The sequence below is a fragment of the Reyranella sp. genome (assembly GCF_044224635.1).
Classification (GTDB): Bacteria; Pseudomonadota; Alphaproteobacteria; order Reyranellales; family Reyranellaceae; genus Reyranella.
This window is the reverse complement of the sequence record NZ_JBGAKA010000071.1, coordinates 1-18,845: the sequence shown is the minus strand read 5'-3', so window position 1 is coordinate 18,845 and position 18,845 is coordinate 1. Positions and strand designations below refer to the sequence as shown.

Genomic DNA, 18,845 nt, shown 5'->3' with positions numbered 1-18,845 from the left:
TCTTATCGCCAGGAGTTGTGAAGTGCTCCGGTTGCCAGCAGCGATGAGGTCCTTCGCTACGCTCAGAACGACAGAAGCCCGGAAGTCGGCCCAAGGGACGGCACTTCAGCCAAAGACACTCATGGTCTAATTCACGCGTCTCGAGGAGCAAGAGCGCCGGACGGGCGGGCATGTTCGGCCACCTCCCCACGCTTCGCGCAGGGAGGACGACAAGATGCGAGAATGCGACGGTAGGTGCGAGTGGCGCGCCCGTGGCAACGAGTCAGCCGTGCGCCTCGACGAGGGCCTCGGCGTTTCTGACGCCGATCAGCACCGTGGTGGCCTCGCTGGTCACCGGCTGGAGGAGCTGGGTGGCGGCGGCAACGTCGGCGGCGCCGGCCCAATGCATCGCGTGCTCCTGCTGCTCCTGCACGAAGGCGAGGCTGACGGCCACCTTGCCCATCAGGGTGGTGATGTCCTTGCCCGCCGCCGTGTCCTGCGCGCCGCTCATGATGTTGACCAGCACCGAACCGACGAACTGGCCGGCCTGCAGCGTCGCCTTGATCTCGCCCGTCCAGTAGGCCAGCCCGCCGGCATCCGAGGAACGGTTGAACAGGTTGTTGTAGACCGAGTCGAGGAAGGCGCTGATCTGGGCGTCGGTCGCGGTGAACGGGCTGGCGAGGAAGGGATAGAGCGCCTTGGCCTCGGCGCTGATGCCGAACGAGCTGGCGATGTTGGCGAACAGCGCCGCCGCCCCCTGCGTCGGCAGGTTCTGCACGAACTGGCCGACCCAGAAGCCGTGCCCGCCGGCATCCGCGGCCCGGCCGAAGAACGCCGTATAGGTCGCCGCGATCTGCTCCGCGGCGGTGAGCCCCAGCAGGTCGAGGGTCGTCGAGGCGCCGGTGTTGACCGGCACGACGTGAACCGTGGCGGTGGCGTCCTGGAACTCTCCGCCATGGCTCGTGCGGTAGGTGAAGCTGTCGATGCCCTCGAAGCCCGCGGAGGGCGTGTAGGTGAAGCTGCCGTCGGCCGCGAGCTGCAGCACGCCGTGCGACGGCGCGCTGATCGTCGAGGCGGTGAGCGGCAGGGGTCCCTCGTCGTTGAACAGCACGCCCGTGGCGGCCGTGACGGTCAGCGCCTTGCCCTGCAGCACGACATAAGCGTCGCCATGGCCGGTCGGCGGAACCTCGCTGGCGCCGTTGATCGTGACGACGATGTTCCTGACCGTGCCGTCGATCGCGTGCACGGCGATGGTGTCGATGAGCGATTGGCCGGTGTTCAGCGCCTGGACGGCGGCGCTACCGTTGTCCAGCGCATAGGACCAGAGGCCGCCGGCGGTGACCGTGAGGCCGCCATACGCGCCGGCCAGCGTGCCGGCCTGGAAGCCCGTCTGGCCGCTGTCGGCATCGCTGAGGGTGAGTGCGCCGACCGCCGTCAGGACGCCATCCTCGCTCACCGTGCCAAACGCGATGCCGCCGATGACCGCCGGGTCGTTGACGCCGGTCACCGTCACGGTCGCGGATTGTGCCGTGGAGCCGCCTTTGCCGTCGCTCACCTCGTAGGTCACGACGATCTGGCGTTGCGCTCCCGCCGCCAGGTCCTGGAACGCCGCGTTCTTGGTGTCGACCAGGAGCGTGTTGCCGGACTGCGTGACGCCGGCGACCAGGCCCTTGAGGTTGACGGCCTGCAGGGGATCGCCGTCGAGGTCGACCGCGCCGCTCAGCAGGTTGACCGTGGCGATGCCGCTGTCCTCGGTTGCCGCTGCCGTCGGCGGAGCGCCGACCGAAGGCGGCGTGTTGACGGGCTCGTTGCCGTCGGTGGTGCCGTTGATGGTGATGACGACGTCGGCGGCCGTGTTGTCGAAGGCGCGCACCTGAGCGGTCTCCGTCAGGGTCTGGCCGGTTTTCAGCGCCTGCACCGCGGCCTTGCTGTTGTCGAGCTCGTAGGTCCAGAGGCCGGCATTGGCGTCGACCAGGCTGAAGGTGCCGTAGGTCAGGACCGTCGGTGCCTGGGCCTTGAGCCGGGCCTCGCTCGTGCCGTTGATGGTGTTGACGTCGACGTCGGCGATCGAGAGGAAGCCGTAGGCGGTCGTCACGCCGTCTTCGGTTACCGCACCCGTCGTCTTGCCGCCGATCACCGCGACGTCGTTGACGCCGGTCACCCAGATGGTCGCCTTCTGCGCCGCCGAGCCGCCGCGACCGTCGACCACGTCGTAGGTGACCGCGAAGTTGCGGCTGCCGCCGCTGTTGTAGCTCTCGTAGGCGGCATCGCTGCGATCGACATGCAGGGTGTTTCCGACCACGGTCATGCCCGCGCCCAGGCCGCCGACATTGGCGACGGAAAGCTTGTCGCCGTCGCTGTCGCTGGCGCCGGCCAGCAGGTCGACGATGGTGACGCCGCTGCCCTCGGTGCCGACATTGATCAGAGCGTTGGCGACCTTGGGCGAGGCGTCCGGTGCGGCGCCGATCACATGGTCGAGGATCTGCTGGCGATCGAAGGTGATGTCGCCGGTGAACTGGATCGTCTCCAGCCCGCGGGCACCGCCCAGGAAGTGGTCGGTGACGCGGATCGTCTCGCCACTGCCGATCAAGCCGACCAGAAGGTCGTTGCCGGCGCGCGTCAAGGTCGCCTCACCCTGGGCGACGCCGAGCAGGCTCAAGGTGTCGGTTTCGCCGAACCCGATGTCCGTGATCGTGTCGTTGCCATCGCCGACCATGAAGGTGTACGTGTCGCCGCCGGCGCCGCCCAGCAGCACATCGTTGCCGCCGCGGCCGCGAAAGACGTCGGCGCCTGCGCCGCCGATGAACGTGCTCGCGGCGGCATCGCCGTAGTACTCGATCCAGAAGCTCGAGGGCGTGCCGGAGCCGTCGGTCGCCAGCTCGAAGATCTCGAAGCCGCTGAACTTCCAGCCGAGAAACGGGCCGACCCCGCTCTGGCTGGCGAGATCGAGGAGGTTGCCTGCCCCGGATGCGTTGAAGATCAGCCGGTCGATGCCGGCTCCTCCTTCGGCGACGTTGGCGTTGCCGTTGGTCGAAGCCACCGCGAGCTTCAGCGTGTCGTCGCCGCCGCCGAGATCGACCGTCACGGTCCCTATTCTGACCTCGAGATACTGGGCCGTGCTGTCGCCCTTGAACGTCAGCTCGCCGAAGCCGGTCGCGAAATCGTCGCCGACGACGAAACGCTCGATGCCGGTGAAGGTGCTGTCCCGGAACATGCCGGCGTTGTTCGCCTGGTTCACGAGATCGAGCACGTTGCCTTTCTGATCGTACTGGAAGACCAGAGTGTCGGTACCGGTGCCGCCATCGATCTTCGCCCCCGTCAATTGCGGATTGACTCCGGCGAATGAGAAGAAGCCGATCACGTCGTCACCACCGAGGGCGTTGATGATGTCGCCCGCGGTTTCGGTGATGGCATCGCCGATCTCGTTGGCCGCGTCGCTGCCGGTGATCTTGTCGGCGTTCGGGGTGCCGAAGATGTTCTCGATGCTGGTGAGGTGCAGCGCGCCGCCGTAGGGGTTCTGGCCGGTGCCGGCGCCGAGATCGACGACCAGCTGTTGGACGAAGGGCGTCGGGAACCCGGGGCCGAGCTCGGCATTGAAGGACAGGGTGTCGGATCCCTCGCCGCCGTCGTAGGTGAGGTCGCCGGCGTGGAATTTGACGACGACGTCGTCGCCTCCTGCCATGGTCGCCACGTCGTTGCCCGTGCCCGCGACATCGCCCTCGGAGGCGTCCGAGCCCGCGATGACGGTATCGCCGGAACTCAGGTCGACCAGAGCCCGATAGGCGGCTGCCAGGTCAATGCCCGCCAGAGCGGCATGGAACAGGGTGGCGTCGATCGGAGCGAAGCCCGACGAGGTGACGACGACTTGCCCGGCGTCGTTGCGGAAGGTCAGGGAGGTTACTGTTCCACCAGAGACGGCCAGCCCGTTCGGGCCAACCTGGTACTCGAGATCATGGCCGCCGACCTCGAGCCATATCGTGTTCGAGCCGGCACGGCCGAGATACCCCGCGCCAGACGCGGCGACGATGTTGTAGCCGAGCTTCACTGATTGGTCGGCTGTGCTTTGCTGATGGCTTGGGATGGTTACCAAGGCCGCCTTGGCGTGGCCGCCCAGACTCGGCAGTGCATCGATGAACGTCGTATTGGCCGCCATTGCTGATATCCTTGCTGTGGAGACCGGTTCTCACTGACTTGTTGGATGCTGCCCGGAAATTGTCGCTTCCGTCGACAAGCAAAATGGCCAGCATCGAGGATGAAAAACCTCGAAAACGGTGAGGAGCCCCGTTCGGCACCCCGATCCTCTCCGCATCAAGGGTCCCGAGCCTCTGCGAGCATCTGATGTGCTTTGATGGCGAGATTGCGGCTGGCATTCGCCAGCTGACCGGCCGCCCGAGCGATCGAGGAAGCAGGATAGCCGCTGAAGCCGAGTAGCAAGCCTTGCCGCAGCTTCGCTCGGACGTACAGGCGAGAAAGGGGGCGCACGACGACGTCGTGATCCAGTGCGGCCCGGGCGATCGCGGTGTCGGACAACCCGTCGCGCAAGTACGCGACGAGGTGCATTCCCTGATCGGGTGGATCGATCTGCAGGAAATCACTGGCCTGCCGGCGGAGCGCATCGACCAGCCGGTCGCGCTGCCCGCGGTAGAGGTTGCGCATACGACGGATATGCGATGCGAGATGGCCGTCGGCGATGAAGGACGCGAGCACCTCTTGCTGAAGGCCGGGGGGCTGGCGGTCGGCGAGGTAGCGGGTCGCCACGAAGCGAGGAAGCAGCATCTCCGGCACGACCAGGTAGCCGACTCGCAGGCCGGGGAACAACCCCTTGTTGAGGGTGCCGACATAGAGCGTCCGTCCCTCGCCATCGAGCCCTTGCAGCGCTGCAAGCGGGTGCCCGCCGTATCGGAACTCGCTCGCATAGTCGTCCTCGACGATCCAGGCGTCGGCGCTACGGGCCCAGGCGATCAACTCGAGGCGCCGCGCCATCGACAGGACGACGCCCGTCGGGAACTGATGTGAGGGCGTGATGAAAGCGGCATGCGCTCGCGGCGCGGTTCTCATTGCCGCCGCGACGTCGAGACCCTGGCTGTCGACGGGGACGGGATGCAGGGTTACGCCGGCAGCCGTGAGCGCCTCGCGGGTCAACGGATAGCCGGGATCCTCGATCCAGGCCTCGCTGCCAGATGGCAGCAAGATGCGCGTGACGAGGTCCATGGCGTGCTGGGTGCCGCTGGTGACGATGATCTGCTCCGGATCGCAGCGCACGGCGCGATGGCTGGCGAGATAGGCCGCGAGGGCGCTGCGCAACTCGGGCGAACCACGCGGATCGCCGTAGCCGAGATGGCTGCGCGACAGGCTGCGCAGCGAACGTGCGCTGAGGCGCCGCCAGATGTCCATGGTGCGGGAGTCGACCAGCGTGCGGCCGAGATTGAACGGGCGTGCATCGTTCTGAAGCGTGACATCGACCTGGCCGGCGAGGCGTGGAATGCCGTGATCGGTGCGCCCGACCGCTGTGGGCGGCTTGGCAACGCGCCCCCGCGGTTTGCCGGGCAGATCGGTTGAGACGTAGGTGCCCGCGCCGACGCGGCCCGTCGTGTAGCCCTCGGCGAGAAGTTGCTCGTAGGCGGCGACGACGGCCGTGCGCGACAGGCTGAGCTGCTCTGCCAGGGAACGCGTCGCCGGGAGCCTGGCACCGGGAGGCAGTCGCTGATCGAGGATGGCGGCGCTCAGCGCGGCATAGACCTGCCGGAACAGCGGTATCGCTGAGCGACGATCAATCGAGAGAATAGGGAATGCGGAAATTGGTCCTTTCATCTAGTCAAGAATGGCTATTTCAAAGCAACCACTCAAGCAGGACAGTGGCGCCCATGAGTGGACCTACGGACATCAGACGCCAGGACCTGGCGATGGACGCCGAGCGCGTCGAGGCGTTGCTGAGGCGAGGCTTCTGCGGCCGTCTGGCGACGGTCGGCGCCGATGGGGCGCCCTATTGCACGACCATGCTCTACCTGTGGATGGACGGTGCCATCCACATGCATGGCACGAGGGCGAGGGGGCATCTTCGATCGAACATCGATCACGAGCCACGTGCCTGTTTCGTGATCGACGAGCCGGGCGAGGTCTTCGACTACGGCCGCTTCGAATGCGATTCGACCGTTTCCTACGCCAGCGTCGCCGCGTTCGGCCGGGTGACCGTCGTGGAAGCGGTGGAGGCCAAGCAGCGCTTCTTCGAGGCGTTGATGGCCAAGTACCGTACGGCAGGGCCGGAGCGGCCAGCAGGCTTCTTCCCGCGTCTCGACCAGATCACGCTCTATGCGCTTTCGATCGAGCGACTCACCGGCAAGGAGATCGTGCTGCCCGGGATCGCCGGTCGCTGGCCGGCAATCGACCGCAGCAAGACGCCTGACGCGCAGCCACCCGGCGGCGGCGCGTGGTCTGGCGAAGGGCGCTGGAGCACGCTCCGATAGGCTGGAACAGCCGAGCGGAAAGTGCCTCTTGCAACAACCTATACCCTTGAGCGCATTCTCGATTTGATGGAAGCGCTCTAGGCGGCGTGCGGCCGGATCGATTTAAGTTCCTTGGTTATCTTCCGACGTTGCTCCAACAGCTCGAAATCAGCCTGTAAACCGAGAAAGAAGCCCTCCGACACGCCGAGGTAGCGGGCGAGCCGGAGGTCGCTGTCGGCTGTGATGGCGCGCTTGCCCAGGACAATCTCGTTGATGCGGCGCGGGGGCACACCCAGAGCCCGGGCCAAGCCGTTTTGAGTGAGGCCCATCGGCTTCATGAAGTCTTCCGCCAGGATCTCGCCCGGATGGGGATTGTGAAGCATCGAGCCCCTAATGGTGGTAGTCGACGATTTCGACATCCTTCGGTCCTCCGGCGGTCCAGGCGAAGCAGATCCGCCACTGGTCATTTATCCTGATGCTGTGCTGTCCGGACCGATCGCCCTTGAGCGCTTCGAGACGATTGCCGGGCGGCACTCTCAGATCGTTCAGGTCGCGCGATCGGTTGAGCAGACGAAGCTTTCGCAAAGCCACGTTCTGGATACCGAACGGTAACCGCCGGCTTCTTTCGCCGCGCCATACTCGCGCAGTTTCCATATCGCGAAAGCTGACGATCATCAGCTATAACGTATGACGTTATGCATTCTTTCGCAAGGCACCTGGCCGCGCCGAGGGTCCGCGAGAGCTGTGGAACGTGCGTGTGCGCCGCGCCGGAGGGCGCGGCGCCCGTATCGCAGGCTGAAAGGCCGATCGCATCGTCTCTTGCCATGTATATGATTAGCATCCTATCTTTATTTCCATGCCGCCGCGCCCCAGCATCGATTTCGGCTTTCGCGTCGCCCGCATCGCGCGGCGCCTGCGCCAGGCGATCGATGGCGATCTGCGCCTGCTCGGCCTCACCGAGGCGACTTGGCGGCCGCTCGTCTACGTGCGCCGGCTGGGCGACGGCGTGCGGCAGAAGGAGTTGGCGACGGCGCTGTCGATCGAGGGGCCATCGCTCGTCCGCCTGCTCGACAACCTCGAGCGGCGCGGGCTGATCGAACGGCGCGAGGACGAGAGCGACCGCCGGGCGCGGGGCATTCATCTCACGCCGGTTGGCCGGGAACTGGCCAAGCGCGCCGCCAAGGTGGGCTACGAGATCCAGGCCCGGCTGCTGGCCAAGGTTCCGGCAGGGGAGCTCGAGGCCTGTCAGCGGGTCTTTGCCATCATCGACCGGGAATTGGAGGAACGGCAGGAAATCGCCGCGCCGGCCGCCGACTGAGTTGCGATCACCAAGCCATCAAGAAGGAGGAAGCGATGAACCAGATCGTGGTGAACGAGCCCAATCGCTGGCGCCTGGAGTCGCCGGGCGCCGCCGGCTGGCCGCGCAGCGCGCGGCCCGACGCGGCGAAGAAGTATTTCATGGTGTCGGCCGACGGCCACGCCAACGAGCCGGCCACGCTGTGGGTCGATCGTATCGACGCCAAGTATCGCGATCGCCTGCCGCGCGTGTACACCGACAAGGACGGCGTGCAATGGCGCGTCAGCGAAGGCCATCGGCCCGACCGGCTGCGGTTGTCGACGCTGGAAGGCGAGGACATGGCGCGCAACAAGGCGGGCGCCGATCCGCTGGGCCGGCTCGCCGATCACGACCTCGACGGCATCGACGTCGAGCTGATCTTCCCCAACAAGGGGCTGGCGATGTGGGCGACGCCCGATCCGGAGTTCGCCATGGCGCAATGCCGGGTGTGGAACGACTGGGCGTGGGAGCAGTTCGGCACGCACCAGGATCGCATGGTCCCGGCGGGCAGCATCGCCACCGCCGATCTCGAGGGCTCGATCGCCGAGGTCGAGCGGCTGGCCAGGCTCGGCTTCAAGTGCCTGACGCTGCCGTGCAAGCCGGTGTGGGGCGCTCACGACAGCGGCCACGTGAACTACAACCTGCCTCACTTCGATCCGCTGTGGGCGGTCATCCAGGACGCCAACCTGCCGATCACCTTCCATGTCTCGACCGGGCGCGACCCGCGCGCGGCGCGCGGCAACGGCGGCGCGGTCGTGAACTACGTCTCGCACTCGCTGTCGCCCACCATCGAGCCGGTCGCCAATCTGTGCGCCTCGGGCGTGCTCGAGCGATTCCCCAAGCTGCGCTTCGCCACCATCGAGGCCGGCATCGGCTGGGTGCCGTGGCTGCTCGATGCCATGGACGAGGCCTACAAGAAGCATCATTTCTGGGTGCGGCCCAAGCTCAAGCACCTGCCGAGCGACTATTTCCGGGCGCACGGTTTCGCGTCGTTCCAGGAGGACAAGGCCGGGCTCGATCTCGCCGAGTCGCACGGGCTCGACGGCAACTTCATGTGGGCCAACGACTACCCGCACCATGAAGGCACCTGGCCGCATTCGGCCGAGGCGATCGAGCGCACGATGGGCCAGCTCTCCGACGGGGCGCGCGCCAAGGTGCTGGGATTGAACTGCGCGCGCTTCCTCGGCATCGAGGTTCCGGCGCGCTACCGCGCCAACTGACGGAGCGACCATGAGCAAGCGTACGCTTCGCGGCAAGGTGGCGATCGTCGGCGTCGGCGAGACGCCGTACTACAAGCACGGTATGGCGCCGGTGTCGGAGTTCAAGCTCGCCCTGCAGGCCATCCTGGCGGCCTGCGAGGATGCCGGCATCGACCCGCGCCGCATCGACGGTTTTGCCTCCTACTCGAACGACCGCAACGAGCCGTCGCGGCTCGCTGCGGCGCTCGGCATCCCGGCGATGCGCTTCTCCAACATGAACTGGGGCGGCGGCGGTGGCGGCGGATCGGCCGCGGTCGGCAACGCCGCGGCGGCCGTGGCGTGCGGCATGGCCGATTGCGTCGTCGTGTTCCGCGCCCTGGCCCAAGGTCAGTTCCAGCGCTTTGGCGCCGCCCCGCCGGGCGGCGTCGCGGTCGGCGAGGCTGCCCTCAACGCGCCCTACGGCGTGATGTCGCCGGCGCAACGATACGCCATGCGCGCGATGCGCTTCCTGCACGAGAACGGCATCGAGCCGTCGGCCCAGCGGGCGATCGCGCTCGCCTCGTACCATCACGCGCAGAGCAATCCGCGCGCGGTGATGCATGGCCGGCCGCTCACCGCCGAGTCCTACGATGCGTCGCGCTGGATCGTCGAGCCGTGGCGCCTGTTCGATTGCTGCCAGGAGAACGACGGCGCCGCCGCGCTGATCATCGTGCCGGCCGAGACGGCGCGCGATCATCGCCACAAGCCCGCCTACCTGCTGGGCTCGGCGCAGGGCTCGGAGTACCGCAACGGTGCGCGCGGCCACAACGCGCCGCTCTATGCCACGTCGAGCTTCACCACCGTGGCGCCGCAGCTCTACGACATGGCCGGCATCAAGCCGGCCGACGTCGACGTCGTGCAGAGCTACGAGAACTTCACCGGCGGCGTGCTGATGAGCCTGGTCGAGCACGGCTTCTTCAGCGCCGGGCAGGCCAACGAGTTCCTGACGCCGGAGAACCTGATGGCGCCGACCGGCAAGCTGCCGCTCAACACGTCGGGCGGCAATCTCGCCGAGTGCTACATGCACGGCCTCGAGCTGCAGGTCGAGGCGGTCCGCCAGCTGCGCGGCCAGTCGACGGCACAGGTGGCCGACGCGGAGGTATCGATGGTGATTTCCGGCCCGATGGTGACACCGGTCTCGAGCATGATCCTGGGCGCGGAGGCCGTGCTGTGAGCTACCTGCCGAGCGGACTGCCGATCCCCGTTCCCGAGAATGACGGGCTCGACAAGCCCTACTGGGACGCCACCCGCAAGGGCGAGCTGATGGTGCAGCGCTGCAAGGCCTGCGGCACCTTCCAGTGGGGCCCTGAATGGATCTGTCACAAGTGCCTGTCGTTCGACATGGGCTGGCACAAGGTGTCGGGCAAGGGCCGCATCTACAGCTGGGAGCGGCCGTGGCATCCAGTCCATCCGGCGCTGAAGGGCCACGGCCCCTACATCGTCGTGCTGGTCGAGCTGCCGGATGCCGGCAACGTCCGCATGCTGGGCAACCTGCTGGGCGATCCCAAGCAGGAGGTCAAGATCGGCGCCGCGGTCGAAGCCGTGTTCGAGCCGCACGACGATGCCAAGCCGCCGTTCACCCTGGTGCAATGGAAGGTGGCGTAGCTACGCCCGATCAGGCCTAGCGAATCGACTTGTTTCGAACCTCTCCGCCGTAATCGCTGTCGAATTAACACATCATGCTGTCCTCCCTGCGCGAAGCGCGGGGAGGACAGCATGATGTGTGAATTCCACAGCCCGTACGACGGGGGAGGATCGAAGATGTGTCCGTGTCGTAGGCGATTACGCGAGAGAAATGTCAGGTGCACCAAACGCGCCTGCTTGGGCGAGCTCGGCGATGCGTTGCTCGTCGTAGCCGAGGACACGGGCCAGGATCGCATCGCGATGCTGGCCCAGCGTCGGCGCGGCGACGGGGGAGACGACCGGTGTGCCGTCGAGGCGCAGAGGCGCGGCGATGTTGGGGACGGTGCCGGCCGTGGGATGGGGGATGCGGCTCACCAGCGCGGAGTCCCGCATCTCCTCGGACGTCATCGCCTCGCCGAGGGTGCGCACGACACCGACAGGCACGCCCGCAACCTCCATGCGCTCCTTCCAATGTTGGCGCGTGTGATGGGCCAACGCCTCGTTCAAGATCGTCGCCAGCCGCTCCTGGTTTCTGACGCGGTCGGCATTGCTGGCGTAGTCGGGGGCCGCGAGCTCGGCGCTGCCAATCACCTCGACGGCGAGCTGGCGAAAGGTCTGGTCATTGGCGCAAGCGATGTAGAGCGGACCGTCGGCTGCCTGGAAGAGCCCCATCGGAGCCGTGTCGGGACTGTGATTGCCGAAGCGGGTCGGCTCTGCGCAGCCCGCAAGTTGGTACATGGCGTGGAAGCCCAGCATCGTGACGGCGGTATCGAACAACGAGACTTCGACGCGCTGGCCGCGCCCCGTGCGACTGCGCGCCGCCAATGCCGCCAGCACGGCGTTGCAGGCCATGAGGCTGGTCGAGATGTCCATGATCGCCGGGCCGGTCCGCACCGGTGGCGACCCGGGATAGCCGTTCAGGGACATGAAGCCGCTTTCCGCCTGGACCATCGGGTCGAAACCTGCCCGCTCGGCGAAGCGGCCATCACGCCGGAAGGCGGAGACGGTGCAATAGATCAACCGTGGAAGGTCGGCGCCGACCGTATCGTAGTCCAGGCCGAAGCGGCGCATGACGCCGGCACTGAAATTCTCCACCACGATGTCGGCGTTGGCGATCAGGGACTTGGCCACGCCGAGCCCGGCCTCGTTCCTGAGATCCAGGGCGAGCCCCTGCTTGTTGCGGTTGGTCCAGAGAAAGGGTGCACTTTGGCCTGGTGCCACTTGCGGTCCGACCCGGCGAAAGTCGTCACCGCGTGCGGCGTTCTCGATCTTGATGACCTCCGCGCCCAAGTCGCCCAGCAACTGGGTGCAGAAGGGGCCGGCGACGAAATGCGTGAAGTCGACGACGCGAATGCCAGCCAGCGCGGGCTCCATGTCCTGTTCCATCGTCATTGCGCCGTGATCTTGGCGCTTTCGACCACGCTCTTCCACTTGGGGATCTCGGCGGCGATCATGGCGCCGAACTCCTGCGGTGTGCTCGCCGTCGCGATGCAGCCATAGCCGACGAACTTCTTCTTCAGCTCGGGATCGCCCAGGACCTGGCGGATCGCGGTGTTGAGCTTGTCGATCACCGGCGCCGGCGTGCCGGCGGGCGCGAGGATGCCGAACCACACCGTGCTCTCGTAGCCGGGCAGCGAGTCGCCGATCGGCGGCGCACCCGGCATCAGCGGCGAAGGCGTGGCGGTCGACACGCCGAGCAGCTTGAGCTTGCCCGCCTTGACGGCGGCATCCTGCGTGTCCGACGAGGAGGTGAGCAGCATCTTCACCTCGCCATTCATGACCGCCAGGGTCGCGGGACCCTGGCCCTTGTAGGGCACGTGTACGAGCTTGATGCCGGCCTCCTTGCCGAACAGCTCGGTGGCGAGATGGCCGAGCGAACCGGCGCCCGCCGTGCCGTAGTCGAGGCCGCTGGGCTGCGCCTTGCCGTAGGCGATCAGCTCCTTGATCGTGCTGGCCGGCACGCTGGCATGCACAACCAGGGTCATGGGCGCGAGCGACACCAGCGAAACCGGGGCGAAGTCCTTCAGCGGATCGTAGCCGACATCCTTCTGGGTCAGCGGCACGATGGCGGCCGGCCCGTTGTTACCGAACACCAGCGTGTAGCCGTCGGGGGCGGCATGCGCGACCTGCGCGGTGCCGATGGCACCTGCAGCGCCTGCCTTGTTATCGATGATCACCGGCTGGCCCAGCGCCTTCGACAACGGCTCCTGCAGGGTGCGCGCCATGATGTCCGTCGTGCCGCCGGGCGCGTAGGGCACCACCAGCCGGATCGGCTTGTCGGGATATTGCGCCAGCGCGGCGACCGGCAACAGGCCGAGCGCCAGGGCGAGACCGGCGAGACCTCTACGTCTTGTGATCATTGTTTCCTCCTGAAGTGGTTTGTTGTTCGCTCCGGAAGAGGTCATCCCGGCGGCCGGATCGCGCGCTCGCGGTAGCGCTCGCGCAGGCTTTCGAGGTGGCCTGTCATTGCCGCCACGGCGGCGTCGGCGTCGCGCTGATGGAGGGCCTCGAGCAAACGGCGGCGCGACTTGATCGTGAGGTCGTTGCGCTCGCCGCCGGCGGCATGCGCGAAGTCGCGCATCAGCTCCATCAGCGCGCCCATCAGCATCACCATCACCGCGTTGCGCGTGGTCCGCGCCAGGAGATTGTGGAACTCTATATGGACGTCGATCTTGTCGTCGTAGCGACCGGCCGCGAGCAGCCGCTCGGCCTCGTCGACGTTGGCGGTGAGGCGGGCGAGATCCTGCTCGGTGGCACGGGCGCAGGCGATGCGCACCACGGTCGAGGCGAGCCACAATCTTGCTTCGGTCAATTCGTCGAGCGAGACGCTGCCGAGCTGGTAGAGGTTGCGGAAGCTGTCGCCGATCAGGTTGGGATCGCCCTGGCCGATAAAGGCGCCGCCGCGTGCACCGGCCTGCAGCGCGACGAGCCCGGTGCGCTCGAGGTTGCGCAGCGCCTCGCGCACCGCGCCGCGGCTGACGCCGAAGCTCTCGGCGAGCTCGCGCTCGGGCGGCAGCTTGTCGCCCGAGCGCAGCTCACCCGAGGCGATGCGGCCCTGGATCTGCGCCGACACCTGGTCCGACAGGCGGTGGCGGCGGATCGGGTCGAAGCCGGAACTCACGGCGCGCCGCCGCCGGCGCTGAGCGCGGCGAGGGCGTTGGCGCCGATGCGTTCGCGATAGGCCGCCTCGCCACCGGTCAGACGAGCATGATCCGTGAGATAGGCATCGAACGAGGCCTGGTCACGGCTCGCCGCGACATAGGCGGCGAGATGCTTCTCGTCCTGGGCGTAGAGGCCGGGACTGCAGCCGGGATGGGCGCCGAACGGCGTCACCACGACGGCATGCACGAAGGCCGACGGGATCTTGGTCAGCCGCGCCGATTGGCGCACGGTGCTCACCGGCACGATGCGGTCGACCGAGCAGATCACGTGCCTGGCTGCCTGCGCCATCAGCAGGTCGAAGTAGCCTGATCCGAAATACTGCACGTTGCCTTCCTCGTCGGCCTGCTGGCCGTGCAGCAAGACGATGTCGGGCTTGATCGCGGGCACCTCGAGGAGCGGCCGGCCGCCTTCCTGGATGCGCGCCTTGCGGTAGCCCTGCGGATTGACCTTCGGCAGGTCGGTGCCGAGGTCGGGGACCAACCCGTAGGGCAGGTCGCAGGCGCCGGCGCGCAGGCCGCCGGCGATGCCCGGCCCGTCCATCTCCAGCACTTTGAGCGCACCCGATTGGGCGGCGCGGCGGAAGTTGGGGGCGAGGCCGAGATGCTCGAAGCTGATGAAGACGCAAGCCGTCTCGCGCACGCAACCGGCCCCGATCAGCATGTCGGGTGCGATGCTGCCAGGCGCCGGCACCAGCGTGAGATCGCGCGCGCCGCGGCGCACCAAGCCGCGGATCAGCGCCATCGGCTGGCCATGGAAGATCCAGCCGCCGATGCCCACCGTCATGCCGTCCTCGACGGCCGACAGCGCAGTATCGAGGTCGACGATCTTTCCCTGTTTCGTGGTCGCCATGGCGTCAGCCCCGCAGCATGTGGCGGGCGATCACCAGCCGCTGGATCTGGTTGGTGCCCTCGAAGATCTGGTTGATCTTGGCATCGCGCATGTAGCGCTCGACCGGGAAGTCGCGCATGTAGCCGGCGCCGCCGAAGATCTGGACCGCGTCGGTGGTGACCTTCATGGCGGTGTCGCTGGCGAAGCACTTCACCATCGACGCCTTGGCCGAGAAGCCGTCCCAGTCCTCGCGGTCGGCCATGCGGGCGCAATCGTAGAGCATGCAGCGTGCCGCCTCGGTCTGCATCTGCATGTCGGCCAGCATGAACTGGATGCCCTGGAACTCGGCGATCGGCCGGCCGAACTGGTTGCGCTGGCGGGCGTAGGCGGTCGCCTGGTCGATCGCGCCCTGCGCCAGACCGCACGAGATCGCGCCGATGGTCGGCCGGTTGAGATCGAGGATGCGCATGCAGGTCCTGAAGGCCTGGCCCTCGGGACCGATCATGTTCTCGGCCGGCACGCGCAGGTCGTCGAAGAAGATCGGCACGTTGGGTACGCCGCGGATGCCCATCTTGCGGTCCTGCTTGCCGTACGAGAATCCCTTGGTCTTGGTGTCGACGATGAAGGCCGAGATGCCGTTGGCGCCTTTGCCCTCGCTGGTGCGCGCGAACACCATGATGAAATGCGCCACCGAGCCGAAGGTGATGTAGATCTTGCCGCCGTTCAGCACCCAGCTGTTGCCGTCCTTCACCGCGCGCGTCTTCATCGACGAGACGTCTGAGCCGGTGCCCGGCTCGGTGATGGCGACCGCCGTGAGGGTGCGGCCTTTGGCCGACAGGCCGAGATAGTGCCGCTTCTGCTCCTCGCTGCCGAAATTCAGGATCGGCAGGATGAGGCCGAAGGAATTGTTGGCGGCGAGCAGGGCGGCCGACTCCGAGACCTTGGCGATCTCCTCCTTGACCAGGCAGACCGAGGTCAAGTCGCCGCCCGGCCCGCCATATTCCTGCGGTACCCAGAGCTGCAGCAGCCCCATGTCGCCGAAGATCTCGACCAGCTCGTCGGGGAAGCGGTTGTTCTCGTCGATCTCAGACGCGATCGGCGTGACGTGCTTCTCCACCATCTTGCGCACCTGGTCGCGCAGCAGCAGGTGGTGTTCCTCGAAGTGATATTTGTTCATCGCGCGGCCTTTCGCTCGGCCCTGGGCCAGGGGAATTTGCGCGCCAGCACGCCGGTGGTGTCGACGGCGTGGCGCAGCACGAACAGCTCTTCCGCGTCGGGCGGGGTGGTGCGCTGGATCGTGTCGGGCACCAGAAGATCGAAGCCGGTGTTGTCGCGCACCTCCTCAAGCGTCACACCCTCGTGCAGCGAGCGGATGCGCATCGCCTTGCTGTCGGGTGCGAAGTCGAACACGCCGAGCGGCGTCACGGCGAGGCGCGGGCCGCCTTCGGGAAGGCCGAAATCGGTGCGCGAGCTGCCGCCCTGGAGATGGCCGGCGCCGCAGATGAAGTCGACCTTGGGCACGAAGGCGCCGCGGTCGTGGCGCGTCATCATGATGTAGAAGCGGCGCGACAGGCCGCAGAGGGCGCTGATGCCGACCGTGCCCGGCCCGCGCAGCCGCGGCCTGGCGTGGTCGCCGACGCAGACGGTGTTGATGTTGCCGAAGCGGTCGGTCTGCAGGGCGCCCAGGATGGCGAAGTCGAAGAAGTGCACCTGCCAGTCGATGAAGTCGATCATCTGCGGCAGGTCCATGACTGCCTGGGCGACGGCGATGTTCTCGGCATCGGCCGCCGGCCGGATCACGCCTTCGGTCGGGTTGGTCATGCCGCCCGGACCGGAGACCCACCAGAGATGCGGCGCGTGGCGCTGGCGCGCGAAGTTGCAGGCCGCGACCTGGATGTCCGAGTTGGTGCCGACGATGGCCTTCTCGCCGTCGGCCATGTCGCGGGCCAGGAGCACGGCCAGCATCTCGCCCAGGGCGAAGCCGGCGGTCGAGGCGGGCATCTTCTTCCTTCCCTTTTGGTCCATTAGTCCGGCTATTTAATGGTCCGACCAATATTCAGTCAAGGGTGGTTCGATCATCGCTGGGGCGCGCCACCTCCAGTGGCGAGCCTCCAGCGAGAGCCCCTCGGGAGAAGCTATCGCCCCTTCCAGTTGGGCTTGCGCTTCTCGGCGAAAGCCTTCGGTCCTTCGACCGTGTCTTCGCTGCGCGTCATGGCGACGAAGGCCGGATAGTGCAAATTGTGGGTGGCAACCTCGAGGGCCGAGACATCGAGCGAGCGCATGACCACCTGCTTGGTGGCGCGCACCGACATGGGCGAGCAGGCGAGGATCTCGTCAGCCCAGCGCCGTGCCTCTTTCATGAGGTCGGCCTGGGGCACCACGGCGGTGACGAAGCCGAGCTCGTAGCCCTCCCTGGCCGGCACGTGGCGGCCGGTAAGCATCATGCCCATCGCCTTCTTGAGCGGGATCATGCGCGACAGGCGCTGCATGCCGCCGGCGCCTGCCGCCAAGCCAACCCGCGGCTCGGGTAGCGCGAAGCGGGCATTGTCGGACGCTACGACGATATCGCAGGCGAGCGCGATCTCGAAGCCGCCACCCATCGCCACGCCGTTCACTGCCGCAATGACCGGTTTGTCGAGATCATAGCGGTTCGTCAGCCCGCCGAACCCCTTGGCCGGATGAACCGGGCGCTTGCCCGTCTTGGCCTGCAGTTCGGCGTGGTATTTCAGGTCGTTGCCGGCGCAGAACGCCTCGTTGCCGGCGCCGGTGATGATGGCGACCCAGAGGTCGGGATTGCTGTGGAACTCGTCGAAGGCAGCAACCAGCTCCTCGTTCGCCATGGGATGGCACGCATTGCGGACCTCCGGGCGATTGATGGTGACGATCATCAGGCGACCGTCGATCTCGACCTTGCTGTACTGGCCCATGGCGTATCCCCCTCGTGGTTCCGTGAACGACGATTTAGCTCAATTGGGTGGCCGACAAAACGGCCCTCAGCAACGTCCGCAGCCCCTGCGAAACGGTGTGCCGCGATCCATCGAATTGAGGCAGCAGCTACCATATATGGTGTGGCGCACGTGCAAGAACTCCGTCCGGAGGTTCACACAGAATGAGCACTGTTGCCGATGGGTCACACGTCTTCACCGAGTTGCCACGCCATGGCCCGATTTGTTGAAGTGCACAAAGGCTGGTGTGTATATAACGTCCAGTGTTGGCGAAGCAGTCCGCCGCCTGCGCTTGTGAGTTCAGTTATTCGAGGGGATTTACCCATGAAGAAGGCTTTGGTGGCCGCCGCCGCATTGATGGTTCTGCCGGTTGCGGCCCAGGCGCAGTCTCCGGCGCCGGGGGTGTATATCGGTGCGGAAGGCGGCCTGAACTGGCTGTTGAATTTCACGGCCAACACCAATCTCGCCCCCAACTTCGCGACGGTGAGCGTGACCCCGCAGACCGGCTGGGCGGTCGGTGGCGTGATCGGCTACGACTTTGTCGGTCCGCGAGTGGAAATCGAGGGTGTCTATCGCCAGAACGGCCTCAACATCGGCGTGCCCAACACGGCGATCAACAGCAAGGTCGGTCAGCTTGGCATCATGGCCAACCTGCTGTACGACTTCATGCCTGCCTCGGTGATCACGCCGTACATCGGCGCCGGCGCCGGCGTGGGCTTCGTCGACAGCAACCAGTCGCTGGGCAGCACGGTGTTCGCCTACCAGGGCATCATCGGCCTGGGTTGGAACGTCGACACCAACTTCCGCGTCAACCTGGACGGCCGGTACTACGGCACGTCGAACCCGACGATCAACGGCACCAGCTGGACCAACAACAACTTCAGCATCATGCTGGGCCTGCAGCTGAAGTTCGGTCCTGCGGCGCCGCCGCCCCCGCCGCCGCCGGCTGCTGCGGTTGCGCCGCCGTCCTACATGGTGTTCTTCGACTGGGACCGCTCGAACCTGTCGGCGCAGGCGCTGAACACGATCAAGCAGGCGGCCGCGGCGTTCAAGGCCAAGGGGAACGCGCGCATCACGGCGACCGGCCATACCGACACGTCGGGCCCCGAGGCCTACAACATGGCGCTGTCGCTGCGGCGCGCCAATGCGGTCAAGGACGCGCTGGTGCGCGAGGGCGTGCCGGCGACGGCGATCACGGTGATCGGCCGCGGCGAGCAGGGCCTGCTGGTGCAGACCGGCGACGGCGTGCGCGAGCCGCAGAACCGCCGCGTCGAGATCGTCATCCAGTAAG

17 protein-coding genes are annotated in these 18,845 nt (G+C 66.8%); 6 read left to right on the top strand and 11 right to left on the bottom strand.

Annotated features, from left to right (window positions below; translation table 11 throughout):
* Positions 1–262 precede the first annotated feature (262 nt).
* Complete coding sequence (locus ACILR9_RS35520) at positions 263–4,132, bottom strand: VCBS domain-containing protein (protein ID WP_395714724.1); 3,870 nt, start codon at positions 4,130–4,132, stop codon at positions 263–265.
* A gap of 155 nt (positions 4,133–4,287) precedes the next feature.
* Positions 4,288–5,790: a PLP-dependent aminotransferase family protein gene (locus tag ACILR9_RS35515; protein WP_395714723.1), complete on the bottom strand. Its 1,503-nt coding sequence runs from the start codon at positions 5,788–5,790 to the stop codon at positions 4,288–4,290.
* Positions 5,791–5,843: 53 nt separating this feature from the next.
* Here ACILR9_RS35515 and ACILR9_RS35510 point away from each other — a divergent pair, with 53 nt between their 5' ends.
* The gene (locus ACILR9_RS35510) at positions 5,844–6,443 is read left to right on the top strand and encodes a pyridoxamine 5'-phosphate oxidase family protein (protein WP_395714722.1); all 600 of its coding nucleotides are present in this window, start codon (positions 5,844–5,846) and stop codon (positions 6,441–6,443) included.
* A gap of 77 nt (positions 6,444–6,520) precedes the next feature.
* Here ACILR9_RS35510 and ACILR9_RS35505 read toward each other — a convergent pair whose 3' ends face one another.
* Together ACILR9_RS35505 and ACILR9_RS35500 are read right to left on the bottom strand one after the other, a co-directional pair.
* Positions 6,521–6,841 carry a HigA family addiction module antitoxin gene (locus tag ACILR9_RS35505; protein WP_395714721.1) on the bottom strand — a complete coding sequence of 107 codons (321 nt, stop codon included), beginning with the start codon at positions 6,839–6,841 and terminating at the stop codon, positions 6,521–6,523.
* Positions 6,813–7,097, bottom strand: coding sequence for a type II toxin-antitoxin system RelE/ParE family toxin (locus ACILR9_RS35500; protein WP_395714720.1), 285 nt, complete (start codon positions 7,095–7,097; stop codon positions 6,813–6,815). The genes ACILR9_RS35505 and ACILR9_RS35500 overlap by 29 nt, the downstream gene beginning before the upstream one ends.
* Before the next feature lie 181 nt (positions 7,098–7,278).
* Here ACILR9_RS35500 and ACILR9_RS35495 point away from each other — a divergent pair, with 181 nt between their 5' ends.
* From ACILR9_RS35495 to ACILR9_RS35480, 4 genes are read left to right on the top strand one after another with little or no spacing between them, the layout of a single operon-like run.
* Positions 7,279–7,740: a MarR family winged helix-turn-helix transcriptional regulator gene (locus ACILR9_RS35495; protein WP_395714719.1), complete on the top strand. Its 462-nt coding sequence runs from the start codon at positions 7,279–7,281 to the stop codon at positions 7,738–7,740.
* Between the two features lie 35 nt (positions 7,741–7,775).
* Positions 7,776–8,978, top strand: coding sequence for an amidohydrolase family protein (locus tag ACILR9_RS35490; RefSeq protein WP_395714718.1), 1,203 nt, complete (start codon positions 7,776–7,778; stop codon positions 8,976–8,978).
* A gap of 10 nt (positions 8,979–8,988) precedes the next feature.
* Positions 8,989–10,170 carry a thiolase C-terminal domain-containing protein gene (locus ACILR9_RS35485; protein ID WP_395714717.1) on the top strand — a complete coding sequence of 394 codons (1,182 nt, stop codon included), beginning with the start codon at positions 8,989–8,991 and terminating at the stop codon, positions 10,168–10,170.
* A complete protein-coding gene (locus ACILR9_RS35480; protein ID WP_395714716.1) occupies positions 10,167–10,601 on the top strand; it encodes a Zn-ribbon domain-containing OB-fold protein in 435 nt (144 codons plus the stop codon). The genes ACILR9_RS35485 and ACILR9_RS35480 overlap by 4 nt, the downstream gene beginning before the upstream one ends.
* 177 nt (positions 10,602–10,778) lie before the next feature.
* On the opposite strand, the gene ACILR9_RS35475 is transcribed toward ACILR9_RS35480, so the two are convergent.
* The 7 genes from ACILR9_RS35475 to ACILR9_RS35445 all read right to left on the bottom strand — a co-directional run bounded on the left by ACILR9_RS35475 (position 10,779) and on the right by ACILR9_RS35445 (position 17,536).
* Entirely contained in the window at positions 10,779–12,011 is a 1,233-nt protein-coding gene (locus ACILR9_RS35475) for a CaiB/BaiF CoA transferase family protein (protein ID WP_395714715.1), read from the bottom strand.
* Entirely contained in the window at positions 12,008–12,979 is a 972-nt protein-coding gene (locus ACILR9_RS35470; protein ID WP_395714714.1) for a Bug family tripartite tricarboxylate transporter substrate binding protein, read from the bottom strand. Before ACILR9_RS35470 ends, ACILR9_RS35475 begins: the two co-directional genes overlap by 4 nt.
* 41 nt (positions 12,980–13,020) lie before the next feature.
* On the bottom strand, positions 13,021–13,740 hold the full coding sequence (locus ACILR9_RS35465) for a FadR/GntR family transcriptional regulator (RefSeq protein WP_395714713.1): 720 nt from the start codon (positions 13,738–13,740) through the stop codon (positions 13,021–13,023).
* Positions 13,737–14,630 (bottom strand): CoA transferase subunit A, encoded by an 894-nt coding sequence (locus tag ACILR9_RS35460; protein WP_395714712.1) that lies wholly within the window; start codon positions 14,628–14,630, stop codon positions 13,737–13,739. The genes ACILR9_RS35465 and ACILR9_RS35460 overlap by 4 nt, the downstream gene beginning before the upstream one ends.
* A gap of 4 nt (positions 14,631–14,634) precedes the next feature.
* Positions 14,635–15,786: an acyl-CoA dehydrogenase family protein gene (locus ACILR9_RS35455; RefSeq protein ID WP_395714711.1), complete on the bottom strand. Its 1,152-nt coding sequence runs from the start codon at positions 15,784–15,786 to the stop codon at positions 14,635–14,637.
* Positions 15,783–16,610 carry a CoA-transferase subunit beta gene (locus ACILR9_RS35450; RefSeq protein ID WP_395714710.1) on the bottom strand — a complete coding sequence of 276 codons (828 nt, stop codon included), beginning with the start codon at positions 16,608–16,610 and terminating at the stop codon, positions 15,783–15,785. Before ACILR9_RS35450 ends, ACILR9_RS35455 begins: the two co-directional genes overlap by 4 nt.
* A 134-nt stretch (positions 16,611–16,744) precedes the next feature.
* Complete coding sequence (locus ACILR9_RS35445; RefSeq protein WP_395714709.1) at positions 16,745–17,536, bottom strand: enoyl-CoA hydratase-related protein; 792 nt, start codon at positions 17,534–17,536, stop codon at positions 16,745–16,747.
* A gap of 342 nt (positions 17,537–17,878) precedes the next feature.
* Between ACILR9_RS35445 and ACILR9_RS35440 the strand changes: the two genes are divergently transcribed.
* Positions 17,879–18,844, top strand: coding sequence for an OmpA family protein (locus ACILR9_RS35440; RefSeq protein WP_395709486.1), 966 nt, complete (start codon positions 17,879–17,881; stop codon positions 18,842–18,844).
* Position 18,845 lies beyond the last annotated feature (1 nt).